The organism is Curtobacterium sp. PhB146 (assembly GCF_004342995.1).
In the GTDB taxonomy this organism is placed as follows: domain Bacteria; phylum Actinomycetota; class Actinomycetes; order Actinomycetales; family Microbacteriaceae; genus Curtobacterium.
Genome location: NZ_SMBN01000001.1, coordinates 1,449,893 through 1,473,416, shown reverse-complemented (window position 1 = coordinate 1,473,416; position 23,524 = coordinate 1,449,893). Strand labels below are relative to the sequence as shown.

Annotated in this window: 19 protein-coding genes; 8 read left to right on the top strand and 11 right to left on the bottom strand. The window is 71.4% G+C overall.

From position 1 onward, the window contains the following. Window positions 1-152: 152 nt before the first annotated feature. From EDF33_RS07125 to EDF33_RS07105, 5 genes are read left to right on the top strand one after another with little or no spacing between them, the layout of a single operon-like run. The gene (locus EDF33_RS07125; RefSeq protein WP_243692379.1) at window positions 153-1,511 is read left to right on the top strand and encodes an extracellular solute-binding protein; all 1,359 of its coding nucleotides are present in this window, start codon (window positions 153-155) and stop codon (window positions 1,509-1,511) included. After that, window positions 1,511-2,551, top strand: a complete 1,041-nt coding sequence (locus EDF33_RS07120) for a sugar ABC transporter permease (RefSeq protein WP_200849231.1) — start codon at window positions 1,511-1,513, stop codon at window positions 2,549-2,551. Before EDF33_RS07125 ends, EDF33_RS07120 begins: the two co-directional genes overlap by 1 nt. Next, window positions 2,551-3,441 (top strand): carbohydrate ABC transporter permease, encoded by an 891-nt coding sequence (locus tag EDF33_RS07115; RefSeq protein WP_123938925.1) that lies wholly within the window; start codon window positions 2,551-2,553, stop codon window positions 3,439-3,441. The genes EDF33_RS07120 and EDF33_RS07115 overlap by 1 nt, the downstream gene beginning before the upstream one ends. An 8-nt stretch (window positions 3,442-3,449) precedes the next feature. Next, entirely contained in the window at window positions 3,450-4,757 is a 1,308-nt protein-coding gene (locus EDF33_RS07110; RefSeq protein ID WP_123340745.1) for a 6-phospho-beta-glucosidase, read from the top strand. After that, window positions 4,745-5,833 (top strand): BadF/BadG/BcrA/BcrD ATPase family protein, encoded by a 1,089-nt coding sequence (locus tag EDF33_RS07105; RefSeq protein WP_243692378.1) that lies wholly within the window; start codon window positions 4,745-4,747, stop codon window positions 5,831-5,833. The genes EDF33_RS07110 and EDF33_RS07105 overlap by 13 nt, the downstream gene beginning before the upstream one ends. 179 nt (window positions 5,834-6,012) lie before the next feature. On the opposite strand, the gene gap is transcribed toward EDF33_RS07105, so the two are convergent. After that, entirely contained in the window at window positions 6,013-7,017 is a 1,005-nt protein-coding gene (gap, locus tag EDF33_RS07100) for a type I glyceraldehyde-3-phosphate dehydrogenase (protein ID WP_123294060.1), read from the bottom strand. A 111-nt stretch (window positions 7,018-7,128) separates the two neighbouring features. Next, window positions 7,129-8,079 (bottom strand): DJ-1/PfpI family protein, encoded by a 951-nt coding sequence (locus EDF33_RS07095; protein WP_132099611.1) that lies wholly within the window; start codon window positions 8,077-8,079, stop codon window positions 7,129-7,131. Window positions 8,080-8,172: 93 nt separating this feature from the next. On the opposite strand from EDF33_RS07095, the gene EDF33_RS07090 reads away from it, so the two are divergent. Continuing rightward, window positions 8,173-8,616 (top strand): prevent-host-death protein, encoded by a 444-nt coding sequence (locus EDF33_RS07090; RefSeq protein ID WP_132099610.1) that lies wholly within the window; start codon window positions 8,173-8,175, stop codon window positions 8,614-8,616. Continuing rightward, the gene (locus EDF33_RS07085; RefSeq protein WP_207906639.1) at window positions 8,609-9,055 is read left to right on the top strand and encodes a cytotoxic translational repressor of toxin-antitoxin stability system; all 447 of its coding nucleotides are present in this window, start codon (window positions 8,609-8,611) and stop codon (window positions 9,053-9,055) included. Before EDF33_RS07090 ends, EDF33_RS07085 begins: the two co-directional genes overlap by 8 nt. A gap of 3 nt (window positions 9,056-9,058) precedes the next feature. Here EDF33_RS07085 and EDF33_RS07080 read toward each other — a convergent pair whose 3' ends face one another. The 9 genes from EDF33_RS07080 to mnmA form a co-directional block, all read right to left on the bottom strand. Then, entirely contained in the window at window positions 9,059-9,781 is a 723-nt protein-coding gene (locus EDF33_RS07080; RefSeq protein ID WP_132099609.1) for a methyltransferase domain-containing protein, read from the bottom strand. Further along, on the bottom strand, window positions 9,778-10,857 hold the full coding sequence (locus tag EDF33_RS07075) for a type III polyketide synthase (RefSeq protein ID WP_132099608.1): 1,080 nt from the start codon (window positions 10,855-10,857) through the stop codon (window positions 9,778-9,780). Before EDF33_RS07075 ends, EDF33_RS07080 begins: the two co-directional genes overlap by 4 nt. Before the next feature lie 133 nt (window positions 10,858-10,990). Further along, the gene (gene gatB / locus EDF33_RS07070) at window positions 10,991-12,496 is read right to left on the bottom strand and encodes an Asp-tRNA(Asn)/Glu-tRNA(Gln) amidotransferase subunit GatB (protein WP_123340738.1); all 1,506 of its coding nucleotides are present in this window, start codon (window positions 12,494-12,496) and stop codon (window positions 10,991-10,993) included. Beyond that, a complete protein-coding gene (gene gatA, locus EDF33_RS07065; RefSeq protein WP_132099607.1) occupies window positions 12,496-14,040 on the bottom strand; it encodes an Asp-tRNA(Asn)/Glu-tRNA(Gln) amidotransferase subunit GatA in 1,545 nt (514 codons plus the stop codon). The genes gatB and gatA overlap by 1 nt, the downstream gene beginning before the upstream one ends. Then, on the bottom strand, window positions 14,037-14,336 hold the full coding sequence (gene gatC / locus EDF33_RS07060; RefSeq protein WP_111085021.1) for an Asp-tRNA(Asn)/Glu-tRNA(Gln) amidotransferase subunit GatC: 300 nt from the start codon (window positions 14,334-14,336) through the stop codon (window positions 14,037-14,039). The genes gatA and gatC overlap by 4 nt, the downstream gene beginning before the upstream one ends. Window positions 14,337-14,481: 145 nt before the next feature. After that, window positions 14,482-16,821, bottom strand: a complete 2,340-nt coding sequence (locus tag EDF33_RS07055) for a transglycosylase domain-containing protein (RefSeq protein ID WP_132099606.1) — start codon at window positions 16,819-16,821, stop codon at window positions 14,482-14,484. Between the two features lie 201 nt (window positions 16,822-17,022). After that, window positions 17,023-18,390: an alpha/beta hydrolase gene (locus EDF33_RS07050; RefSeq protein ID WP_132099605.1), complete on the bottom strand. Its 1,368-nt coding sequence runs from the start codon at window positions 18,388-18,390 to the stop codon at window positions 17,023-17,025. A gap of 182 nt (window positions 18,391-18,572) precedes the next feature. Continuing rightward, window positions 18,573-20,906, bottom strand: a complete 2,334-nt coding sequence (gene ligA, locus EDF33_RS07045; RefSeq protein ID WP_132099604.1) for an NAD-dependent DNA ligase LigA — start codon at window positions 20,904-20,906, stop codon at window positions 18,573-18,575. Between the two features lie 66 nt (window positions 20,907-20,972). Further along, the gene (mnmA, locus tag EDF33_RS07040) at window positions 20,973-22,079 is read right to left on the bottom strand and encodes a tRNA 2-thiouridine(34) synthase MnmA (protein WP_123340734.1); all 1,107 of its coding nucleotides are present in this window, start codon (window positions 22,077-22,079) and stop codon (window positions 20,973-20,975) included. A 56-nt stretch (window positions 22,080-22,135) separates the two neighbouring features. On the opposite strand from mnmA, the gene EDF33_RS07035 reads away from it, so the two are divergent. Next, window positions 22,136-23,428 (top strand): MFS transporter, encoded by a 1,293-nt coding sequence (locus EDF33_RS07035; RefSeq protein WP_132099603.1) that lies wholly within the window; start codon window positions 22,136-22,138, stop codon window positions 23,426-23,428. The last annotated feature ends 96 nt before the right edge of the window (window positions 23,429-23,524 follow it).

Sequence of the window (23,524 nt, the reverse complement as noted above, 5' to 3'; positions counted from 1 at the left end):
ACCATCACCCAGCCCTGTCACAGGGCTCTTCGTCGCGCCCGGAAACGGGCGGCGCCCGGAAACGAGCAGCGCCCGGAAACGGGCGGCGCCCGGAAACGAGCAGCGCCCGGAAACGGGCGGCGACGGAGCGAGACCAGAGAGCGAGTACCGCCTTGTCCCTCCCCGAACCGAACGTCCCGCGCCGCCGGGCGTTCCGCCGCATCGCCACCGCCACCGCCGTCGCCGCGGCCGGCGCCCTCGTCGTCGCCGGCTGCAGCTCCGGCAGCAGCGCCGACTCGATCGAGAAGAGCGCCCCGAAGGACCTCAAGGGCACCGTGTCCCTGTGGCACTTCTTCACCGGCCGTGAAGCCGGCGTCGTGAAGACCGCCGTCGAGGGCTTCGAGAAGGCCAACCCCGACGTCACCGTCGACATCCACGCCGGCCAGGACGACGAGAAGCTGCAGAAGGCGATCTCGTCCGGCCAGAACATCGACGTGGGTCTGTCGTACTCGACCGCGATCGTCGGCAGCTTCTGCTCCTCGGGTGCCTTCCGCGACCTGTCGCCGTACATCAAGCGCGACAAGGTCGACCTGTCCGACATCCCGAAGGCGGTGCAGTCGTACACGCAGTACAAGGGCACGCGCTGCACCCTGCCGGCCCTCGCCGACGTCAGCGCGCTCATGTACAACAAGCCGCTCCTCGAGAAGGCGGGCATCACGACTCCACCGAAGACGCTCGACGAGCTGAAGACCGACGCGCTGAAGCTGACGACGTACAACGCCGACGGCTCCATCAAGCAGCTCGGCTTCAACCCGCTCATCGACTTCTACGAGAACTCGCCCGAGCACTGGGCGCCGATGGTCGACGGCTCGTGGCTCGACAAGGACGGCAACAGCGTGATCGGTACGTCCGACGCGTGGAAGAAGCTCATCACCTGGCAGAAGGGCTTCGTCGACGAGATCGGCTACGACAAGCTCAAGGCCTTCACCTCCGGCCTCGGGCAGGAGTTCGCGGCCGACAACGCGTTCCAGACCGGTCAGGTCGCGATGCAGATCGACGGCGAGTACCGCACGGCGTTCCTCAAGGACCAGAAGCCGGACCTCGACTACGGCACGTCCCCGACCCCGGTGATGGACGGCCTCGGCAACTACGGCTCGACGTACATCGCGGGCAACGTCGCGGGCATCGCGAAGGGGTCCAAGAACCCCGAGCTGTCGTGGGCGCTCCTGAGGTACCTGTCCACCAACACCGACGCGCAGGTCACGATGGGCAACGGTCTGAAGAACATCCCGACGCTCACCTCGGCGCTGGAGTCCCCCGACCTCGAGGTCGACGAGAACTACAAGACCTTCGTCGACGTCGCGGGCAACAAGGACACGATGACCTCGCCGGGCACCGCGGACGGCGCCGCCTACATCGGCACCTTCACGAAGTTCTGGCAGGCCTACCAGCAGAACGGCGGCGACCTCGACGCGAAGCTGAAGAAGCTGGACTCCGACATCGACAACGCGAACCAGCTGGCTGGTCCGTGATGAGCCTCACCACCAAGACGACCGGCAGGGAGGCGCGGCTCGCCCGCGCCGCCCGGCCCACGGGCCCGACGGGGTCCGGTCCGGTGCCCCCGACGGCTCCGCGACGTCGGCCCCGCTCCGCAGAGTCCCGGCGCCGCCTCGTCGCCCTGACGATGCTCGCGCCGGCCCTGGCGGGCCTGGTGATCTTCTTCGCCTACCCGCTCGTCGCGTCGATCTTCTACTCGTTCACGCGCTACAACCAGCTGCAGGAGCCCGAGTTCGTCGGGCTGCTGAACTACAAGTTCCTGTTCACCCAGGACCCGCAGATCGGGCCCGCGGTCGTGAACACGCTGTGGTTCGTCGTCATCCTGGTACCGGTCCGGATCGTGTGCGGACTCCTGGTCGCCGGGCTGCTCAGCCGGGCCAAGACGGCCACCGGGTTCTGGCGGACGCTGTTCTACCTGCCCGCCCTGGTCCCGCCGGTCGCGAGCGTCGTGGCGTTCGTGTTCCTCTTCAACCCGGGCACCGGGCCGGTGAACCAGATCCTCCGGGTCTTCGGCATCGACGGCCCGCTGTGGTTCAACGACCCGGCGTGGTCGAAGCCGTCGCTCGTGATCCTGGGCGTCTGGGTGATGGGCGACATCATGATCATCTTCCTGGCCTCACTGCTCGACGTGCCGCGCGACCTGTACGAGGCCGCGTCGCTCGACGGTGCGAACGGCGTCCAGCAGGTCCGGCACATCACCCTGCCGACGATCGCCCCGGTGATCGGGTTCGCCGCCGTGACAGGGGTGATCGCCGCGCTGCAGTACTTCACCGAGGCGGCCGTCGCCTCGGGCGTCGCGAGCGGCAAGGCGACGATCGGTGGCGGGACCGCCGCCCAGCTCGGCTACCCGGGCACCTCGCTGCTCACCTACACCGAGCTGCTCTACCAGCACGGGTTCGCGAACTTCCAGTTCGGCTACGCGTCCGCCATGGCCGTGGTCCTGTTCGTGATCACCGCCGTGGTGCTCGTCTTCACGATGCGCCGGATCAGTGTGTTCCGGCCGGAGGAGTCCTGATGACCGCTGTGTCCCAGTCCCCGCTCGCCCGGGCGCCCCGGGGTCCAGCGCCCCGCACCGGCAGGCCGCGTGGTCGCTCCCTGGTGTGGATCGCCGAGCACGCCGCTCTGGTGGCCCTCGGCGTCCTGACCATCGCCCCGATCGTGTTCGTCATCCTGACCTCGCTGATGTCGAGCAACCAGGCCCTCACGGCGTCGATCGTGCCCCGGCCGTTCGACTTCTCGAACTACGCGCGGGTGTTCACCGAGCTGCCGCTCACGCAGTGGTTCGGCAACTCGTCGATGTACGCCGTCCTCGCCACCGCGTTCATGCTCATCAGCTCGGTGCCCGCGGCCTACGCGCTCGCCCAGATCAAGTTCAGGGGCGCGAACCTGATCTTCACGGTGATCATCGTCGCGATGCTCCTGCCCCCGCAGGTCACCGCGGTGCCGGTCTACGTGATGTGGTCGCACCTGCACCTGACCGGCACCCTGTGGCCGCTCATCCTGCCGAACCTGCTCGGCGACGCGTTCAGCATCTTCCTGCTCCGCCAGTTCTTCATGACCATCCCCAAGGAGTACGGCGACGCCGCCCGCATGGACGGCTGCAGCGAGTGGGGCGTGCTCTGGCGCGTGGTCGTCCCGATGGCCCGCCCGGGCATCGCGTCGGCGGCGATCTTCATGTTCTTCCACTCGTGGAACGACTACTACGGCCCGCTCCTGTACGCATCCGAGAACCAGGCCGCCTGGCCGGTGGCGTACGGACTCGCCACGTTCCGCGGACAGCACGGCACCGACTGGTCGATGACGATGGCGATGACCGTCGTCGTCATGGTCCCCGTCGTCATCATCTTCTTCTTCGCACAGAAGGCATTCGTCGAGGGCATCGCGCTCACCGGCGTGAAGGGATAGCAGCTCCAGTGAAACTCACAGTCGTCGGTGGCGGATCCACCTACACCCCCGAACTCGTGGACGGCTTCGCCCGGCTCCGCGACCAGCTCCCCATCGACGAGCTCTGGCTCGTCGACCCCGACCCGGTGCGCCGTGAACTCGTCGGCGGTGTCGCCAAGCGGATGTTCGCGCACGCCGGACACCCCGGCACGATCCACGTCACCGACGACGTCGTCGCCGGGGTCACCGACGCCGATGCCGTCATGTTCCAGCTCCGCATCGGCGGGCAGGCCGCACGGCAGCAGGACGAGACGTGGCCGCACGAAGCGTGCTGCATCGGGCAGGAGACCACCGGTCCGGGCGGGTTCGCGAAGGCGCTCCGCACCGTGCCCGTGGTCCTGGAGTACGCCGAACTCGTCCGGAAGCACGCCAAGCCGGACGCCTGGATCGTCGACTTCACCAACCCCGTCGGCATCGTCACCCGCGCCCTGCTCGAGGCCGGACACCGCGCCGTCGGACTGTGCAACGTCGCGATCGGGTTCCAGCGCCGCTTCGCGAAGGAGTTCGGCGTCGCCCCCGACCACGTCCGGCTCGACCACGTCGGCCTGAACCACCTGACGTGGGAGCGCGGCGTGCACGTCACGGGCGCGGACGGCGTCGAGCGCGACGTCATGGCGGACCTGCTCGCCGAGTCGGACGGTGCCCTCGGCCGGACGGCGGAGAGCGTGCACATGCACCCGGACCTCCTCCGCCTGCAGCACGCGATCCCCTCGTACTACCTGCGGTACTTCTACTCGCACGACATCGTGCTGCAGGAGCAGCTGCACGAGCCCACCCGTGCCGAGGCCGTCATGGAGACCGAGCGGGCCCTGCTCGCGAAGTACGCCGACGAGTCCGTCGTGACGAAGCCCGCCGAACTCGAGCAGCGCGGCGGCGCCTACTACTCCGAGGCGGCGATCGACGTGCTGTCCTCGATCCTCGGCGACCGCGGCGACGTGCAGGTCCTCAACGTGCGGAACGACGGCACGTTCCCGTTCCTGCCGGACGACCACGTCATCGAGGTGCCGTCGCGCGTCACCCGCCAGGCGATCACGCCGTTGCCGGTCTCCCCGCTCGACCCGGACATGGTCGGTCTCGTGTCGCACGTCGCCGGGTACGAGCGGCTCGCGCTCGACGCCGCGGTGCACGGTGGCCGCGACCGGGTGCTCCGTGCGATGTGGGCGCACCCGCTCGTCGGGCAGGTGGACAAGGCGGAGCAGCTCACCGACCTGCTCCTGGCCGCGAACGCGGAACACATCCCGTGGGCGCGATCGGAGCAGGTGACGTGGGCGGGCTGAGCCGGACCGGCGCGGCGGGCCCGGCCCGAGCCTCCCGTCCGCCCGCGCCGGTCCCACCGGACGCGACCGACGTCGTGCTCGCCGTCGACGGCGGCGGGAGCAAGACCGACGTCGTCGCGATCGCGCTCGACGGGACCATCGTCGGGCACGCGCGCGGTCCGGGGTCGAACCCGCAGACGCGGGGCTGGGACCTCGCCGGCCCGATCCTCGACGACGTCCGTGCGCGGGTGGTCAGCGAGCTGGGTGACCGCCGCATCCGCACGACGCACGTGTACCTGGCCGGGCTCGACCTGCACGACGAGCTCGTCGCGGCGACCGCGGCCCTCGCGCACTGGGCCGATGACGGCGGCGAACCGCATGTCCTGGACAACGACCTGTTCGCGCTGCTGCGGGCCGGCACCCTGTCCCCCGACGCCGCGGCCGTGGTGTGCGGCACCGGGATCAACGCCCTCGCGGTGCGGGCTGACGGCACGACCGCACGGTTCCCGGCCATCGGGGACGTCTCCGGCGACTGGGGTGGCGGCGCGTGGCTCGGCAACCGGGCGCTCTGGCACGCGGCTCGGGCCGACGACGGGCGCGGCCCGGCGACGGCGCTGGTCGGCGCGGTGCCGGCGGCGGTGGGCCTGCGCAGCGTCCGCGAGGTCACCGAGGCCATCCACTTCGGCCGCTTGGACCAGCGCGTGTTCAACCGGCTCTGCCCGGTGCTGTTCGACGTGGCCGGAGCCGGCGACGCGGTGGCCCGGGGCGTCGTGGAGCGGCAGGCGGAGGAGATCGTCCTGCTCGCCGCGGTCGCGCTCGAGCGGTTGGGCCTCGGAGGTTCGGTGGCCGACCCGGTGCCCGTCGTGCTCGGGGGCGGGGTGCTCGCTGCTCGGCACCCGTTGCTCGTGGACGGTGTCGTCGACGGGCTCGCTGCCCGGGTCCCCGGAGCGGTGCCGACCTGGGTGACCGATCCCCCGGTGCTCGGCGCGGGGCTGGCGGCGCTGGAGTCGGTCGGTGCCGACGACGCGGCGCTCGAGCGGTACCGCGAGGCCGTGCGCTCCCGTGCCTTCGCGAGCACGACCGCGCTGATCCGCTGACGCGCGCGCGCGGCCCGGCGCGGCCGCCCGCGCCGCGCACATTTCGCGCTGAGCGACACTTCACGCGGCGATGAGCCCGTGAAGTGTCGCTCAGCGCGAAACCCGGCGGCGCCAGCCCAGCGCCAGCCCAGCGCCGGCCCAGCGCCCGCCCGCCGGCCCAGCGCCGACCGGCCCGCGGCCTACGCGCGCGCCAGCATCCCGAGCGTGTCGACCACGCGGTTCGAGAAGCCCCACTCGTTGTCGTACCAGGCGACGACCTTCACGTGCCGGCCCTCGTCGACGCGGGTGAGCAGCGAGTCGAAGATGCTCGACTCCGGCCGCCCGGTGATGTCCGTCGACACGAGCGGGTCCACCGTGAACGCCAGGACCCCGGCGAGCGGACCGGCAGCCGCGGCGCGGTAGGCCTCGTTCACCTCGTCCACGGTCACGTCCCGCGACACGACGGTGTTCAGCTCGACGATCGACCCGACGGGCACCGGCACGCGGATGGCGTCACCGGACAGCTTGCCCTCCAGGCGGGGCAGCACCAGCCCGATGGCCTTGGCCGCCCCGGTCGTCGTCGGCACGATGTTCACGCCGGCAGCGCGGGCCCGACGCAGATCACGGTGCGGCCCGTCCTGCAGGTTCTGCTCCTGCGTGTACGCGTGCACGGTGGTCATGAACCCGTGCTCGATGCCCGCCAGGTCGTCGAGCACCGACGCCAGGGGTGCGAGCGCGTTGGTCGTGCACGACGCGTTCGAGATCACCGTGTGCACGGCCGGGTCGAACGTGTCCGAGTTCACGCCGTACGCGATGGTGGCGTCCGCTCCGGTGGCCGGCGCACTGATGAGGACCCGTCGGGCGCCGGCGGTCAGGTGCCCGGCTGCCGCGTCGCGTGCGGTGAAGCGTCCGGTGGACTCGAGGACGACCTCGACGCCGAGTTCGGCCCACGGCAGGTCCGCCGGCGAGGTCGATGCGAGCACGCGGACGCGGCGGCCGTCGATGACGAGTGTGTCGCCGTCGACCTCGACGGTGCCGTCGAACGGCCCGAGGGCGGAGTCGTAGCGGAACAGGTGCGCCAGCGTGTCGGGGGCGGTCAGGTCGTTCACGGCGACGACCTCGAGGTCGTCACCGCCCCGTGCGAGCAGTGCGCGGAGCGTGTTGCGGCCGATGCGGCCGAAGCCGTTGATGGCGATGCGGGTCATGTGGAGTTCCTTTCGTTCCGTGGTCCATGCTCATGGGCCGGGAGGCACGGCTCCAGTGGCAGGGAAGCCAGTGTCCGAAAGGATGTCGCCACCACCGCCGCGACGGCGCGGTCAGTCCTGGAACGTCCGGCGGTACTCGGTGGGCGAGGTCCCGAGGATCCGCCGGAAGTGCGTCCGCAGGTTCGCGTCGGAACCGAGGCCCGCTCGTTCGGCCACCTGGTCGACGCCGAGGTCGGACTGCTCCAGGAGCTCCCGGGCGAGGTCGACGCGCGCCCGCAGCACCCACTGCATCGGCGTGTACCCGGTGTCCTCCACGAACCGGCGTGAGAACGTCCGGGTCGACACCGTGGCATTGCGCGCGAGCGCTTCGAGCGTGAGCGGCTCGGCAAGGTGCCGGAGCGCCCACTCCCGGGTGTCGGCGAACACGTCGCCGAGCGGTTCGGGAACGCTCCGCGGTACGTACTGCGCCTGGCCGCCGCTGCGGTACGGGGCACTGACGAGCCGTCGGGCGACGTGGTTCGACAGTGCCACGCCGTGGTCCTGTCGGACGATGTGCAGGCACAGGTCGATCCCGCTCGCGGCGCCGGCGCTGGTCAGCACCGAGCCCGCGTCGACGAACAGCACGTCCTCGTCGACGTCCACCTCGGGGTACCGCTCACGGAGCACCCGCGTGTAGTGCCAGTGCGTCGTCGCCCGGCGGCCGTCGAGCAGCCCGGCTGCCGCGAGCGCGAACGCCCCGGTGGAGATCGCCGCGATGCGGACGCCGCGCTCGTGGGCCCGCGCGAGTGCCGCGACGACGTCTGCTGGCGGCGCCGAGTCCGACGGTCGGCGGTAGCCGGGCACGAAGACGGTCTCCGCCCAGTCCAGCGCCTCCAGCCCGTGGTCGACCGCGTAGGCCAACCCGTCGCCGCCGGTGATCCGACCGGCCCGGGGGCCGCACACCCGCACCTCGTAGGGCATGCTCGGCCGGTTCGAGAACACCTGCGCGGGGATCCCGACGTCGAGCGGTTTCGCGCCGTCGAGCACCAGGACCGCGACGCGGTGCAGTGGGGTCCGGGCCATACCGGCGACGCTAGCCGAACACGCCACCCTCGCGTTCTCCACAGATCTGTCAGCCCCCTCCCCTAGGATCAGCACACCACGTACGCTCCGTACGTGCCGTACTCACCGGAGGCCCTCGTGCCCATCGCAGCCGACTACCCCACGTACTCGCGCGCCCGCGAGCACTTCAAGGACATGCTCGACGCCACCGCGACCGGCCGCACCGTGACGGTCGCCCGCGACGGTGCCGTCTCCGCGATGCTGCCCGTCGACCGGCTTCGCGACCACTTCTTCCGGACCGTCTCCCCGCGGGTCAGTGTCTTCCGCGAGGCCGGCGCGGTCGTCGCCCTCATGGAGGGGCGCCCGTTCGTCGCCCAGGGAACGGACGTCGACGACGCACTCGCCGACCTCGCCCTGTCGCTGCGGGAGTACGCGGTCGACTGGGAAGACCGTCTCCAGCACGCCCCGAACCACCACGACGCGTGGGCGCTCGTCCAGCTGGTCAAGCTGTCCACGGACGCCGAACTGCGCGACTGGTTGGAGCGCGGCGGTGAGTAGCCCGAGGCACCCTGCTCCGAACCGCGAGCACCACGACACGTTCTGCACGACCGAGCGCTGGACACTGGTGCGCGGCGCCACCGGTCAGCCCGTCCGGCACCATCGCACCTACGAGCTCGTGCTCTGGGACGCACGCGTCCTGCGCACCCGGATCTCGAAGCCCGTCGACCGGTCGACCTACGGTGCGCGCATGTGGGCGCACGTCCTGCGCCACCAGCTGCAGGTCGATGCACCGGCCTTCTGGCGCTGCGTCGACGACGGCACGCTGCCGGACCGGGGCAGCCCCGTGCACCCGGCGCCCGCGAACGCCCTCCCGCTGTACCTGGTGCGGGCACTCCACGACCTCGGTGTGCCCGAGTCGGAGATCCTCGATCTCGGACCCGCCGGCGCTGCCGAACTCCACGCCGAGCTCCTGCGCCGGGCGGCCGAGCCGTCCTGACCGTCAGGCGTCGCGGACGGCCAGCACCCGGTGCGGCGATGCCCGTTCCGCTCGCCACCCGGTCGGCAGCGTGTCCCGCAGTTCCGCCAGGGTGAAGGACCGACGGATCGACCGCAGGCCGTCGACCCGGACGAAGGTCCCCGCGGACACCAGCGGCGACGCCAGCGCGTACGCCCGGTAGGCCTCGCGCGACCGACGGATGTCCGAGTGCACGCTGCGACCCGACGCGAGCGCCTCCGAGTCCGCCAGGAACCCGTTCCGCTCGTCGTCGCCCAGGTGGTGCAGGACGTGGTTCGACACCACGACGTCGAACCGCTCGCCCGCCGTGACCAGGTCACCGCTCGACTGCTGCCGGAAGGTGACACCCCGCGGTGCCCGCCGGTTCGCCGCCTCGATCGCCCGCGGGTCCGGGTCGACCCCGACGACCTCGACGTCGAACCCGTCGCTCGCCGCCCACCGCACGACGGCCCGGGCCAGGTCGCCGCCGCCGCACCCGAGGTCGAGGACCCGGGCGCGGCCGTGCACCGGCAGGGCCGGTACGACGTGGGTCCGCCACGCCGAACGCCAGCCGCTGACCAGGGCGTTGACGAGCGCGAAGCGTCGGAAGGTCCGCGCGAGCGCGCGCGGGTCGCAGTCCGGGTCGTCCATGAGTTCGGTCAGGTCGACCGCGCGCGTACGCAGGTCGAGGACCGGGAGGCCCGTGGAGCCGCCGTCGGGACGGCTCACGTGCGCACCATGGTCAGTCGTGCACTCTCGACCGTGAGTCCGGGGCCGAAGGCGAGCGCCACGACGGCAGCACCGTCCGGGATCCCGGCGTCGAGGGCCTCGCGGAGCACGAACAGCACGGTCGCGCTCGACATGTTCCCGTGGTCGCGCAGCACCGTCCGGCTCGCCGCGATCGCCGCGTCCGGCAGGTCGAGCGCCTGCTGCGTGCGGTCGAGGATCGCACGTCCACCGGGGTGCACGGCCCACACCGGCACGTCGGCGGCCGGCCCGTCGAGCAGCGACGCGACGGCCTCGGCGACGCTGCTCCCGACGAGCTTGGGGACCGCGGTGCTCAGGACCATCTCGAAGCCCTCGTCGCCGATGTTCCACGCCATCTCGCCGGCGCTCTCGGGCACGACGGCGGTGGCGAACGCGTCGAGGCGCAGGCCGGGGCCGTCGGCGGTGACCACGACGGCGGCGGCACCGTCCCCGAAGACGCTGTTCGCGACGATCTGGTCCGGGTCGTCGCTCGCGCGGACGTGCAGGGTGCAGAGCTCGGCGCAGACGACCAATACGACGGCGTCCGGGTCGGCCTCGGCGAACGCGGCCGCGATCCGGAGTGCCGGGAACGCCGCGCAGCACCCCATGAAGCCGATGTGGTGGCGGAAGACGTCACGGCGCAGGCGGAGCTCGGTCACGATGTCCAGGTCCGGGCCGGGCTGCGTGAACCCGGTGCACGACACCGTGACGACGTGCGTGACCGAGGCCGCGTCGACGTCTGCGCGGGCCAACGCGTCACGAGCAGCCTCGACGAAGAGCGGCGGCGCGAGCTCGCGGTAGCGGTCGTTGCGGGTGCCCGTCGAGGGCGAGTGCAGCGCGCCGTCCGTGTCGCGGAACGCGCCCGCTGGACGGCTCCGGTCGAGTTCGGCCAGCACGGTGTGCCGGTGCTCGACCGCCGAGGCGTCGAAAGCTGCGGGGACGAGCCGCCGGCCGAGACGACCGAGCTCGGGCTGCGCAGCGAAGAGGTCTCGCACGGCAGCCTGCTCGAGCGTCGTCTCCGGGACGGCGGTTCCGATGGCGCGGATCGTTGCGGACACGACTCATCCTGTCACCGGGTCGCTGACGCGTCCCCAGGTTCTCCCACACCGCGGAACGGACACAGCACCGTGGTTTCCCACGGTGCTGTGTCCGGAACCTGGTTCCGCGGAACGGAACTGCACGGAACGGCTACTACGCCTGCTGCGCGCGCTCCAGCACCAGCTCGCGGACGCGGGCGGCGTCCGCCTGGCCCTTCATGGCCTTCATGACGGCACCGATGATGGCGCCGGCGGCCTGGACCTTGCCGTCCTTGATCTTCGCGAGCACGTCCGGCTGGCCGGCGAGTGCCTCGTCGACCGCGGCGGTGAGCGCCGAGTCGTCGGACACGACCTTGAGCCCGCGGGCCTCGACGACCTGGGCCGGCGAGCCCTCGCCGGCGATGACGCCCTCGAGCACCTGGCGGGCCAGGCGGTCGGTCAGGTCGCCGGACTCGACGAGCGCGATGACCTCGGCGACGTGCTGCGGTGACACCAGGTCGCCGGGCTCGGCGTCCTGCGCGTTCGCGACACGGCTGATCTCGCCGGTCCACCACTTGCGAGCGGCCTGCGGCGCAGCGCCGGCGGCGACGGTGCCCTCGACCTGGTCGAGCAGCCCACCGTTCACGACGTCCTGGAACTCCAGGTCGGCGAAGCCCCAGTCGCCCTTGAGGCGACGGCGGCGAGCCACCGGCGCCTCGGGCAGGGACGCACGGAGCTCCTCGACGACCGCGGGGTCCGGCACGACCGGCAGCAGGTCGGGCTCGGGGAAGTAGCGGTAGTCGTCGGCGTCCGACTTCGGACGGCCGGCCGAGGTGCGGCCGGTGTCCTCGTGCCAGTGACGGGTCTCCTGCGTTATCGAGCCGCCGTCGGCCAGGATCGCGGCCTGGCGCTGGATCTCGTAGCGGATCGCACGCTCGACGGCACGGAACGAGTTGACGTTCTTCGTCTCGGTGCGGGTGCCGAGCTTCTCCTGGCCGCGGGGGCGCAGCGAGATGTTGGCGTCGCAGCGCAGGTTGCCGCGCTCCATGCGGGCCTCGGAGACACCGAGTGCACGCACGAGGTCGCGGATGACCTGCACGTACGCGGCACCGAGCTCGGGGGCACGGTGCTCGGCACCGAAGATCGGCTTCGTGACGATCTCGACGAGCGGCACACCGGCGCGGTTGTAGTCGACGAGCGAGTACTCGGCACCCTGGATGCGGCCGGTGGCACCACCGACGTGCGTCAGCTTGCCGGCGTCCTCTTCCATGTGGGCGCGTTCGATCGGGATGTTGAAGATCGTGCCGTCGGCCAGCTCGACCTCGACCTCGCCCTCGAACGCGATCGGCTCGTCGAACTGCGAGACCTGGTAGTTCTTGGGGTTGTCCGGGTAGAAGTAGTTCTTCCGGGCGAACCGCGAGGACTCGGCGATCGAGCAGCCGAGCGCGAGCCCGAGCTGGATCGAGTACCGGACGGCCTGCGCGTTGACGACGGGCAGTGACCCGGGCAGCCCGAGGTCGACCGGCGTCACGTTCGTGTTCGGCTCGCCACCGAAGAAGTTCGGCGCGTCCGAGAACATCTTGGTCTTCGTCGCGAGTTCGACGTGCACCTCGAAGCCGAGCACCGGCTCGTAGCGCTCCAGTGCCTCGTCGAAGTCCATGAGCGCGTCCTTCTGCGCCATCAGATCACACCTTCCTGCGCAGCCGACTGCTGACTCTGGTCGAGGTCCGGGATCCGGTCGATGAGCGGGGCTCCCCACTGCTGTTCGAGCAGACGCTCGAGCGCCGCACCGTAGCGGTACAGGCGGGCGTCCTCGCGCTGCGGGGCCATCAGCTGGACGCCGACGGGCAGGCCGTCCTCGGGTGCGAGGCCGTTCGGGATGCTCATGCCGGGCACGCCCGCCAGGTTCGCCGGGATCGTGGTGAGGTCGTTGAGGTACATCGCGAGCGGGTCGTCGATGCGCTCACCGATCGGGAACGCGGTCGTCGGGGCCGACGGGCTGATGAGCAGGTCGACCTGGTCGAACGCGGCCTGGAAGTCGCGCTGCACGAGCGTGCGGACCTTCTGCGCCGAGCCGTAGTAGGCGTCGTAGTACCCGGCGCTCAGGGCGTAGGTGCCGAGGATGATGCGACGCTTCCCCTCGGGACCGAACCCGGCTTCGCGCGTGGCGGCCATGACGTCCTCGACCGTCGCACCGTTCTCCGGCGTGACGCGCAGGCCGAAGCGCACCGAGTCGAACTTCGCCAGGTTCGACGAGGCCTCGGCCGGCAGGATCAGGTAGTAGGCGCTGATCGCGTAGGCGAACGACGGGGCGTCGATCTCGACGACGACCGCACCGGCCGACTCGAGCAGCGCGACGGTCTCCTGGAAGCGCTGGGTGACGCCGGCCTGGAAGCCGTCGCCACCGGCGAGCTCCTTCACCACGCCGACGCGCAGGCCGCGCAGCGTGTCCGCCTGCAGTCCTTCGCGGGCGGCGGCGGCCATCGAGGGCCAGGCGTCGGGGATCGAGGTGGAGTCGCGCGGGTCGTGCCCGCCGATGACGTCGTGCAGGAGCGCGGCGTCGAGGACGGTGCGGGCGACCGGGCCGATCTGGTCGAGGCTGGACGCCAGGGCGATCGCGCCGTAGCGGCTGACCCCGCCGTAGGTCGGCTTCACACCGACGGTGCCGGTGACGGCGCCGGGCTGACGGATCGAGCCACCGGTGTCGGAGCCGAGGGCGATGGGTGCCTCGTGCGCGGCGACGGCAGCGGCCGAACCACCGCCGGACCCGCCGGGGATGCGGTCGAGGTCCCACGGGTTGTGGGTCGGTCCGTACGCCGAGAACTCGGTGGTCGAGCCCATCGCGAACTCGTCCATGTTGGTCTTGCCGAGCGGCACGAGGCCGGCGGCGCGGAGCTTCGCGACCGGGGTGGCGTCGTACGGCGGCATCCAGCCTTCGAGGATCTTCGAGCCCGAGGTGGTCGGCATGTCCTGCGTGCACAGGACGTCCTTGATCGCGATCGGGACACCGGCGAGGGGCCCGAGGTCGTCGCCGGCCGAGCGACGCGAGTCGATCGACTTCGCGACGGCGATGGCGTTCTGGTTGACGTGCAGGAAGGCGTGCACGTCGCCGTCGACGGCGGCGATGCGGTCGAGGTGGGCCTGCGTGGCCTCGACGCTCGAGACGTCGCGCGCCACGAGGGCGTCGGCGAGCGCCGCGGCGCTCATCCGCGTGATGTCGGTCACTGTTCTTCTCCCAGGATGGCGGTCACTCGGAACCGTTCGCCGTCGGAGTCCGGCGCTCCGGAGAGCGCCTGCTCCTGCGTCAGCGTCTGGCCGACGACGTCGGGTCGGGTGACGTTGCCGAGCGGCACGGGGTGGCTCGTCAGCGGGACGTCGTCGGTCGCGACCTCGGCGACCTTGGCGACGCTCTCGACGATGTGCGACAGCTCCCCGGTCAGCTTCTCGATCTCGTCGGGCGTGAGTGCGATACGTGCGAGGTTCGCCAGGTGCGCGACCTGCTCGCTCGTGATGTCAGGCATGGTGCTCCGTCGATCGGTTCGTGGACGTCCGACAGTCTATTGGCTGCGGTCGATCACGCAGGCGCGGCTGTGGACGGCTGCCTGGAGGCCCGTCACCGGTCCGGCGGACCGGTGACGGGCCTCCAGGCGGCGTGGACCCGAGCCGTCACTTCCCGTTCTGGTCACCCGCTGCCGGAGCCGCCGTGGCGGCGGGTGCCGCCGGTGCTGCCGGCGCCGCAGGAGCGGCCGGCGCAGCGGGAGCAGCGGGAGCCGCCGTCTGCGTCGGCGTGGTCGGCGTCGACTGGTCGGCCTGCGACGCACCGGATCCCGACGACGCCGAGGACTGCGACTGCGACGACTGCGACGAGTGGCTCGCCTGCCCGATCATCGCCTGGCTCGGCGTGGGCAAGGCGTCCCCGCCGACCGTCTGGTCCAGGTACGCCATCATCGACTTCCCGACCCCGAACTTCGCGCTGTACCCGGTGGTGCCCTGCAGGAACGGCCAGTTCGCCAGGCTCACGCTCCCCTGCACGTTCCCGATCCAGGTGGCGTTCGTGTACTTCGTCGACGACGCGACGAGCCAGTTCTGCACGTCGCCGTCGGTGGTGCCGGTCTTCGCGAACTTCGGCACGCTGTCGCCGGGGTTCGCACTGGCGGCGGTGCCGGAGCCCGACAGCACGCCCTGCAGCGCGTAGTCGACGGTGCCGGCGACGTCCGCCGAGACCCCCTGCGTGCAGGACGACGGCGTCGGGGTGATCTTCGTGCCGTCGGACTCGGTGACCGAGTCGATCGCGGTCGGCGTGCAGACGACGCCGCCGTTCGCGAAGCCGGCGTAGGCCTCAGCCAGGTCGATCGGCGACAGCTCGTTGACGCCGAGGATCGACGAGGGGGTCTGCCCGAGGGCACCGCCGTCGGCGCGGTGGATCCCCATCGACTGCGCGAGCTGCGCGATCTTGCAGAGGTCGAGCTGCTTCCCCATCGCGCCGAAGGCGGTGTTGATCGACTCGACGGTGGCGGCCTGCACGGTCATCGACGCCGGCACGGACTCGGCGTTCGCGACCGGCCACGTCCCGCCGCTGACGTTCTGGCAGGAGTTCGTGAACTCCGAGTTCTGGAACGTGTGCTCGGTGGTCGACACCGACTCGGAGAGCGTGTGGCCGGTCGCGAGCCACTCGGCCAGGGTGAAGACCTTGTAGGTGGAGCCGGTCTGGAACCCGCCGGAGTTGCCGTAGCCGGAGTCCGCGCTGTAGTCCACCGCGGTCGACCCCGCTGCGGCGTTGTCGCCCTGCGTGTACGACGTGTTCTGCACCATCGACATGATGCGTCCGGTGCCGGGCTCGACGGTGACGTTGGAACCGCCGACGTCGACGCCCGCCATCGTGGCGGGCACGTAGGTCGACAGTGCGGTCTGCGCCTGGCCCTGCAGGTCGAGGTCGAGCGAGGTGTGGATCTGCAGGCCCTTGGTGTCGAGCGTCGCGATGCGCGCCGCGGCGGTCTTGCCGAACGCCGGGTCCTGCAGCACCTGGTCGCGGACGTAGTCGCAGAAGTAGCCGGCGTCGTAGTTCGTCGCCGCGGTCGAGCAGCCGTTCGCGGTCTCGGTGATCTTCGGCGTGACCGGGGTCGCGATGGCCTTCGTCATCTCGGCCTTCGTGATCGACCCGTGCGCCTGCATGCGGCGGAGCACGTAGTCGCGTCGCTCCTTGGTGAGCGCGTAGCCGTTCGCCTGCCCGTTCGCCTTGTCACCGGGCACGTCGATGCGCAGGTTCGAGGGGTTGTTGAGGATCGCCACGAGCGTGGCCGACTGCACCAGCGACAGGTCCTTCGCGTGCACGCCGAAGTAGTACTCGGCACCGGCCTCGGCGCCGTACACCCGACCGCCGAGCCCGACGATGTTCAGGTACCCGGTCAGGATGTCGTCCTTCGAGTACTTCTTGTTCACCGCGATCGCGTACCGCATCTCCTGCAGCTTCCGCTGCGGCGTGACGCCGGCCGCGTCCTCGTAGCAGGCCTCCACCTTCTTCGCCGTGGCGGCCTGGTCCTTGCCGGTGAGTTCCTCGCACTGCTGCACGAGGACGTTCTTGACGTACTGCTGCGTGATGCTCGATCCGCCCTGGACGTCGCCGCCGACGACGGTCGCGGCGACTCCGCGCAGCGTGCCGAGGACGTCGATGCCGCCCTCGTCGTAGTAGCGGGGGTCCTCGGTGTCGATGGCGGCCTGCTTGAGCGTGTCCGCCATCTGGTCGGCCGCGACGTTCGTCCGGTTCTCGGCGTAGAACGACGCGATCTTGACCTGCTTGCCGCCCTTCGTCGCGTACACCGACGACACCTGCTGCGGCGTCTGCACGTCGAGGTAACTCGGCAGGTCCTCGAAGAACGCGACCGCACCCGAGGTGCCCTCACCCGCGACGGCGACCGCGGGCGTCACCGCGACGGCGACGAGCATGCCGGCGAGCACGGACATCACCACGAACATCAGGAGAGCACCAGGCCATCGCACCACACGCATGCCCCGAACCGTAGGGAGGCGGGCTGTACTGGTTCTGCCGTGGAACCGACTGAGGCTGCGCCGTCGCTCAGGTTGCCGCTCAGGCAACACCTGTCGCGGGTCGCGATCCGCGCGGGGTCGCGGATCCGGCCGGGAGGCCCGGTGCGGCCCCGGCACGTCGGCCGCCGGTCACGATCCGGTCACGCCCAGGGCCTCGCCCCGTCAGTCGCGAGGCTGCAGGTCCTGCGGACGGACCAGGTACATGTCGACCGACGCACCGACGACGCCGTCGTCACCGGTGCTGCCGCGTCGGACCTGCTCGCGGACGAGGTCACCGCGGCCGATCCCGATCAGGGCGACGTCGTGCAGCGATGCGGTCCCCGGCTTGAGGTAGTCGTTGTGCCCGACCGGACGGCGGAACAGGTCCCCGGCGGCCAGCGCGTCGGCACCGCCGGCCAGGTTCATCACGGTGGCGCCGAACGACGAACCGCCCGGGTCCGTGCCGTAGTACCCGGACCCCGCGATCGGGTCGCTGTGCGCGACACCGACGAACACCTCGTCCGAGGCGACGTCCAGGTCCGCCGCCGACCGGACGTCGCTGCCCGGTGACCCGAGCACGGTGAGGGTGTCGGCGCTCATCCGTCCGGAGGCGAGCGCCATGAGCGCCGTCGTCGACCCGTACGAGTGCGCCACGATGTTCAGCCGGGGCTGGTCGCCGTCGCGGATCTGCCGCAGGCCGTCGACGGTGCGCTCGAGTCGCTGCGCCCCGGAGTCGGCGAGGCTGAGCGACATGATGTTCGACAGGTCGGGCGTGCGGTAGCCCATCCACGCCACGACGGCGACGCCCGTCCCGTCGCCGGAGCCACCGGCCGCCAGCGGCGCGAGGGTCGCTTGTTCGCTCGCCAGGTCGTTGGCGGTGTTCGTGAAGTCGGCCATCTGCCCGGTCACGGTGAAGAACATCCCGGGGACGATGACGGTGACGTCCGCCGCGGTGTCGAGGTCACCGATGCTGATCGCCGCTCGCCCCGCCGCTCGGGTGTCGAGCGTGATGAGGAACCGCTGCGGGTCACCGGGCTCGCGCCGCAGCGAGTCCCGCACCTGTCCGAGCATCGCGGCGTGCGCGGCGCCGGTGTCGGGGTCGGCGAGTCCGGTGGTCAGGGTCGACCGGTTCGCGCGGTCGCGGACGGCGTACGGTACGCCCTCGAGGTTGCCGATGATCGACGGCGCGTGGACCAGGAGCGTGCCCTGTTCGTCGGCGTCGAGTCCCGCCCACCACTGCGCGACGACGGCCGCCGCGGGCGGGTCGTCCTGAGCGGTCGCCACGACACGGCGGTCGTCGGCGGCGCGGCGCAGGTCACCGGCGCCGAGGACCCCGAGGTCGTCGAGGAACGCCCGACCGTGCGCGTCGGCGACGGTGTCGACGTCGATCTGTCCCCCGGTCATGACCGGCTGGGGCACCGCGTGGCGCTCGGAGACGAGCGCGACCGTCACGGTGGCCGTGGCGGCATGGGTCGGAGGCGCGACGGGGGCCTCGATCACTCCGAGCGAGTGCATCGAGGCGGTGAGCAGAGCCGCGGCGATGAGCAGCAATCGGGTCTCCCCCTGGAAGGCCGTCCCGCCGTCTCCCTGCAGACGACGGGTGATGCTCTGTCGAGTGTAAGGAGAATGCCCGAGGATCGGTCATGCGCGATGCAACTTGTCCCCCGAACTGGGTGCGTCGCGCGGCGCGCCGCGGTGTGCGCCCTTGTCGCCGGCGTGCTCGTTGCCCCGGCTCACCCCTCGGGCGCGGCGACCTCTGGTTCGGGGAGCGCGCTCGGCCCCTCGGTCACGAGCAGGTGGAACTGCTCGGCGTCGATGATCCGGAGCCCCAGCTGCTCGGCCTTCGTGAGCTTCGACCCGGCCCCGGGACCCGCGGCCACGAAGTCGGTCTTCTTGCTGACGCTCGACGCCGCCTTGCCGCCGGCGGTGATGATCGCCTCGAGCGCGCCCTCGCGCGTGTACCCCTCGAGGGACCCGGTCGCCACGACCGTGACGCCGCTCAGGACACCGCCCTCCACCGCCGCGCCCCCGGGGCCGGGGTGGTCCGGCGTGGTGAACTGCACGCCCGCCGTCGTCCAGCGGTCGATGATCTCGCGGTGCCAGTCGACCTCGAACCACGCGAGCAGCGCGTCGGCGATGATCCCGCCGACCCCGTCGACCGCCGCGAGTTCCTCGCGCGAGGCGCTGCGGATCCGGTCGAGCGACCCGAAGTGGTTCGCGAGCGCCCGCGCCGCGACCGGTCCGACGTGGCGGATGCTCAGCCCCACCATGATGCGCCAGAGCGGTTTCGTCTTCGCCGCGTCGATGTTCGCGAGCATCTCGAACGCGTTCTTCGACGGGAAGCGGCTCGGCTCGCCGGTGTAGTCCGCACCGCGTGCTTCGGGGTCGAACGGCGGGTCGGTCTTCTTGCGCGCGCGGCTGAACGGGGTCACGCGCTTCGGGGCGCCGGCGTCGTCGACCTTCTCCATGCCGGTCTCGGCGTCGCGGACGATCACCTCGATCGGGACGATGTCCTGCATCGTCAGGTCGAACAACCCGGCCTCGGTCACGAGCGGCGGGGTCTCCGGGTGCAGCGGTTGCGTGAGCGCTGCGGCTGCGACCTCGCCGAGGCCCTCGATGTCGAGGGAACCGCGCGATGCGATGTGCTCGACACGACCGCGGACCTGCGCGGGGCAGCTCTTCGCGTTCGGGCAGCGGAGGTCGATGTCGCCTTCCTTCGCGGGGGCGAGCTCGGTGCCGCACTCCGGGCAGTGCGTCGGCATCACGAACTCGCGCTCCGTGCCGTCGCGCAGGTCGACGACCGGCCCCAGGACCTCGGGGATGACGTCGCCGGCCTTCCGCAGCACGACGGTGTCGCCGATCAGGACGCCCTTCGCCTTGACCACCTGCTGGTTGTGCAGGGTGGCCTGGCGGACGACCGACCCGGCGACCTCGGCCGGGGCCATCACCGCGAACGGGGTCGCACGCCCGGTCCGCCCGACGCTGACGACGATGTCGACGAGCTTGGTGTGGACTTCTTCCGGCGGGTACTTGTACGCGATCGCCCACCGGGGTGCACGAGACGTCGAGCCGAGTTCTTCGTGCAGGGCGAGGTCGTCGACCTTGATGACGACGCCGTCGATCTGGTGCTCGACCGAGGCGCGGCGGTCCCCCGTGGAGCGCACGAAGGCGTTCACCTCGTCGATGGTGTCGAAGACCCGGTAGTGGCTGCTCGTCGGCAGGCCCCAGGTCTCGAGCAGCTCGTAGACCTCGGACTGCGAGCGGACGTCGGTCTCCTGCTCGAGCTCGCGCACGGGCCACGCGCCGATGCCGTGCACGAGCATCCGCAAGCGCCGGAGCCGGTCGACCATGAGCGCGCGCTTCGCCTCGGACTTGCCCTCTTCCTTCTGGCGGAGGGACCCGGCGGCGGCGTTGCGCGGGTTGGCGAAGACGCGCTCCCCCGCCTCGCGCTGGTTCGCGTTGAGCTCGTCGAACTCGGCGACCGGGAAGAAGATCTCGCCGCGGACCTCGACCAGCGGCGGGTGGCCCGTCCCCGACAGCCGGTCCGGGATCGTGCCCATCGTCCGGACGTTGCCGGTGACGTCCTCGCCCACGACGCCGTCACCACGGGTCGCCGCCGACACCAACCGGCCGTGCTCGTAGCGCAGGTTGATCGCGAGGCCGTCGATCTTCAGCTCGGTCAGGAACCGGACACGCTCGGCACCGGCGTCGCGCTGCACCTTGACGGCCCACTCGGTGAGCTCGTCCGGGCTGAACACGTTGTCGAGCGAGAGCATCCGCTCGGCGTGCTCGACCGGTGCGAACTGCGTGGTTTGCGCCTGCCCGCCGACGGTCTGGGTCGGGCTGTCCTCGGTCAGGAGCTCCGGGAACCGCTGCTCGATCGCGGCGAGCCGTCGGACCAGCACGTCGTAGTCGGCGTCGGCTTCAGGTGATCCGTTGTCGCCCTGGTAGTACGCCTGTCGCAGCTCGTTGATACGGGCCCGCAGCCGGTCGACCTCGCGCCCGGCCTGGGCGGCGTCGAGCCCGTCGGGGTCGATGGTCTCGAACGTGGCGTCGGTCTCGCTCATGCCATCAGTTCTACCGTGTGCCACCGACGGCGCGTGCAGCGGACCCACCGCCCGGGAGCGGCGGTCTCAGGCGTCGACGGGGACGGCGCTGACGGTGCTGTCGATCGTGCACTGTCCGAGCACCCGGGTGCCGACGTAGACCACGGCCGTCTGCCCGGGGGCGACCCCGTGCAGCGGCTCGTCGACGTCGATCACGAGCACGTCGTCCTGCACCCGCGCGGTCGCCGGCACCGGGTCGGCGTGCGCCCGGATCTGCACGTCGCACGCGAACGGCGTCTGCGGGTCGGCGGGTGCGGTGCCGGCCCACGTGAAGCGGGAGCCCGACATCGACGACACGGCCAGGGCCTCCTTCGGACCGACCACGACGGTGTTGTCCTTCGGGCGGATCTCGAGCACGAACCGGGGCTTGCCGTCGGCGGCGGGGCGCCCGAGCGACAGTCCGCGGCGCTGCCCGACCGTGTAGCCGTGCGCGCCGTCGTGGGAACCGACCACGGTGCCGTCGCGCTCGACGACGTCGCCGGTCTCGCTGCCGACACGGTCGGCGAGCCAGCCGCGGGTGTCGCCGTCCGGGATGAAGCAGATGTCGTAGGAGTCGGGCTTCTGGGCGACCGTCAGCCCACGCTCGGCGGCCTCGGCCCGGACCTCGTCCTTCGACGGGGTCGCCCCGAGCGGGAACATCGCGTGCTGCAGCTGCTCGGCGGTCAGGACCCCGAGCACGTAGGACTGGTCCTTCGCCCACGCGGCCGACCGGTGGAGTTCGCGGGAGCCGTCCGGGCCGGTGACGATCGAGGCGTAGTGCCCGGTCGCGACGGCGTCGAAGCCCAGGGCCAGCGCCTTCTCGAGCAGCGCCGCGAACTTGATCCGCTCGTTGCACCGCATGCAGGGGTTCGGGGTGCGGCCGGCCTGGTACTCGGCGACGAAGTCGTCGACGACGTCCTCCTTGAACCGGGCCGAGAAGTCCCACACGTAGTAGGGGATGCCGAGGGCGGACGCGGCGCGCTGGGCGTCCATCGAGTCCTCGATCGTGCAGCACCCGCGACTGCCGGTGCGGAGCGTGCCCGGCATCCGGCTCAACGCCAGGTGCACGCCGACCACGTCGTGCCCGGCGTCGACCGCCCGGGCAGCAGCCACCGCCGAGTCGACCCCACCGCTCATCGCCGCCAGAACACGCATGCCTCCAGGGTAACCCGCCGACGAACCCGTACCGCTGGCGTACCGTTGGTCGAGCGATGGCCACGACGGGGAACGACTCATTCGACTTCCGGTCCGTCCTGTTGTCCGGGTTCCTGCCCGCGGCACTGTTCGCCATCGGCGAGGGCGCGATCATCCCGATCATCCCGATCGCCGCGGACTCCCTCGGCGCGACCCTGGCGTTCGCGGGCTTCGTCGCGTCGCTCATCCTGGTCGGCGAACTCATCGGCGACGTGCCGTCCGGCATCGTCGTCGCGCGGATCGGCGAGCGGAACGCGATGATCGGCGCTGCCCTGGTGTCGGTCGGCGGCCTCGTCGTCTGCACGACCGCGGCGAACGCGTGGGTGCTCGCGCTCGGGGTGTTCCTGGTCGGTGTCTCGACCGCGGTGTTCGCCCTGGCACGGCACGCCTACATGACCACCGCGATCCCCGTCCGCATCCGAGCCCGGGCGCTGTCGAGCCTCGGCGGGGTGTTCCGCTTCGGGTACTTCGTCGGACCGTTCCTCGCCGCCGGCGTGATCCACCTGACCGGCACCACCGCGAGCGCCTTCTGGATCCACGTCGTGTGCTGCCTGGCGGCGGCGACAGTGCTCCTGGTGCTGCGCGACCCGGCGACGGGCGCACGCGGTCTGCGGTTGCCGCCACGGGCCTCCCGGTCGGGGTCGGACGCGACCGGCGTGACCGAGCCGTCCACCGACACCGGAGCGGTCTTCGTCGGCAAGGAGGCGCACGGCCTCTTCCGCACCCTGCGCACGAACCGGGCCGTGCTGCTGCGGCTCGGTAGCGGCGCCGCGCTCATCGGCGCGATGCGTGCCGGACGCCAGGTGATCCTGCCGCTGTGGGCGGTCAGTGTCGGGCTGAACGACTCGACGGCCGCTCTGATCATCGGCATCGCCGGTGCCGTCGACTTCGCGCTGTTCTACACGAGCGGCCAGATCATGGACCGCTGGGGACGGTTGGCGAGCGCACTCCCCTGCATGCTCGGGCTGAGCGTCAGCTACTTCCTGCTCGCCTGGAGCGGGCACCTCGACGCGCGGGTCGGCTGGTTCGTGGGGATCGCGATGGGGATGTCGCTCGCCAACGGCGTCGGCTCCGGCATCCTCATGACGCTCGGTGCCGACCTCGCCCCGCGCGACGACCCGGCGCCGTTCCTCGGAGCCTGGCGCTTCACCGGCGACTTCGGGTCCGCTGCTGCGCCGCTCGTGATCTCCGGGGTGACGGCCGTCGCGACGATCGCGGTGGCCAGCGGCGTGATGGGCGTGCTCGGCCTGATCGGTGCCGGTGTGCTGCTGCGGTACGTGCCGCGGTACCTGCCGCGCCAGCTCCGCTGACGCGCGCCGCGCGCTGCGCGCAGCCGTTTCCCACGACTCGGTGCGAGGTTGCCCACTCGGTGCGCGCTTTCTGCGCCGCACGGAGTGATCAACCTC

What these genes read in the sequence shown, in the direction of transcription:
- EDF33_RS07120 (WP_200849231.1), top strand. Translation starts at nt 1,511, where the DNA reads ATGAGCCTCACCACCAAGACGACCGGCAGGGAGGCGCGGCTCGCCCGC.
- EDF33_RS07115 (WP_123938925.1), top strand. Translation starts at nt 2,551, where the DNA reads ATGACCGCTGTGTCCCAGTCCCCGCTCGCCCGGGCGCCCCGGGGTCCA.
- gap (WP_123294060.1), bottom strand. Translation starts at nt 7,017, where the DNA reads ATGACCCGCATCGCCATCAACGGCTTCGGCCGCATCGGCCGCAACACG.
- EDF33_RS07095 (WP_132099611.1), bottom strand. Translation starts at nt 8,079, where the DNA reads ATGGCCCGGACCCCACTGCACCGCGTCGCGGTCCTGGTGCTCGACGGC.
- gatB (WP_123340738.1), bottom strand. Translation starts at nt 12,496, where the DNA reads ATGGCGCAGAAGGACGCGCTCATGGACTTCGACGAGGCACTGGAGCGC.
- gatC (WP_111085021.1), bottom strand. Translation starts at nt 14,336, where the DNA reads ATGCCTGACATCACGAGCGAGCAGGTCGCGCACCTGGCGAACCTCGCA.
- EDF33_RS07055 (WP_132099606.1), bottom strand. Translation starts at nt 16,821, where the DNA reads ATGCGTGTGGTGCGATGGCCTGGTGCTCTCCTGATGTTCGTGGTGATG.
- ligA (WP_132099604.1), bottom strand. Translation starts at nt 20,906, where the DNA reads ATGAGCGAGACCGACGCCACGTTCGAGACCATCGACCCCGACGGGCTC.
- mnmA (WP_123340734.1), bottom strand. Translation starts at nt 22,079, where the DNA reads ATGCGTGTTCTGGCGGCGATGAGCGGTGGGGTCGACTCGGCGGTGGCT.
- EDF33_RS07035 (WP_132099603.1), top strand. Translation starts at nt 22,136, where the DNA reads ATGGCCACGACGGGGAACGACTCATTCGACTTCCGGTCCGTCCTGTTG.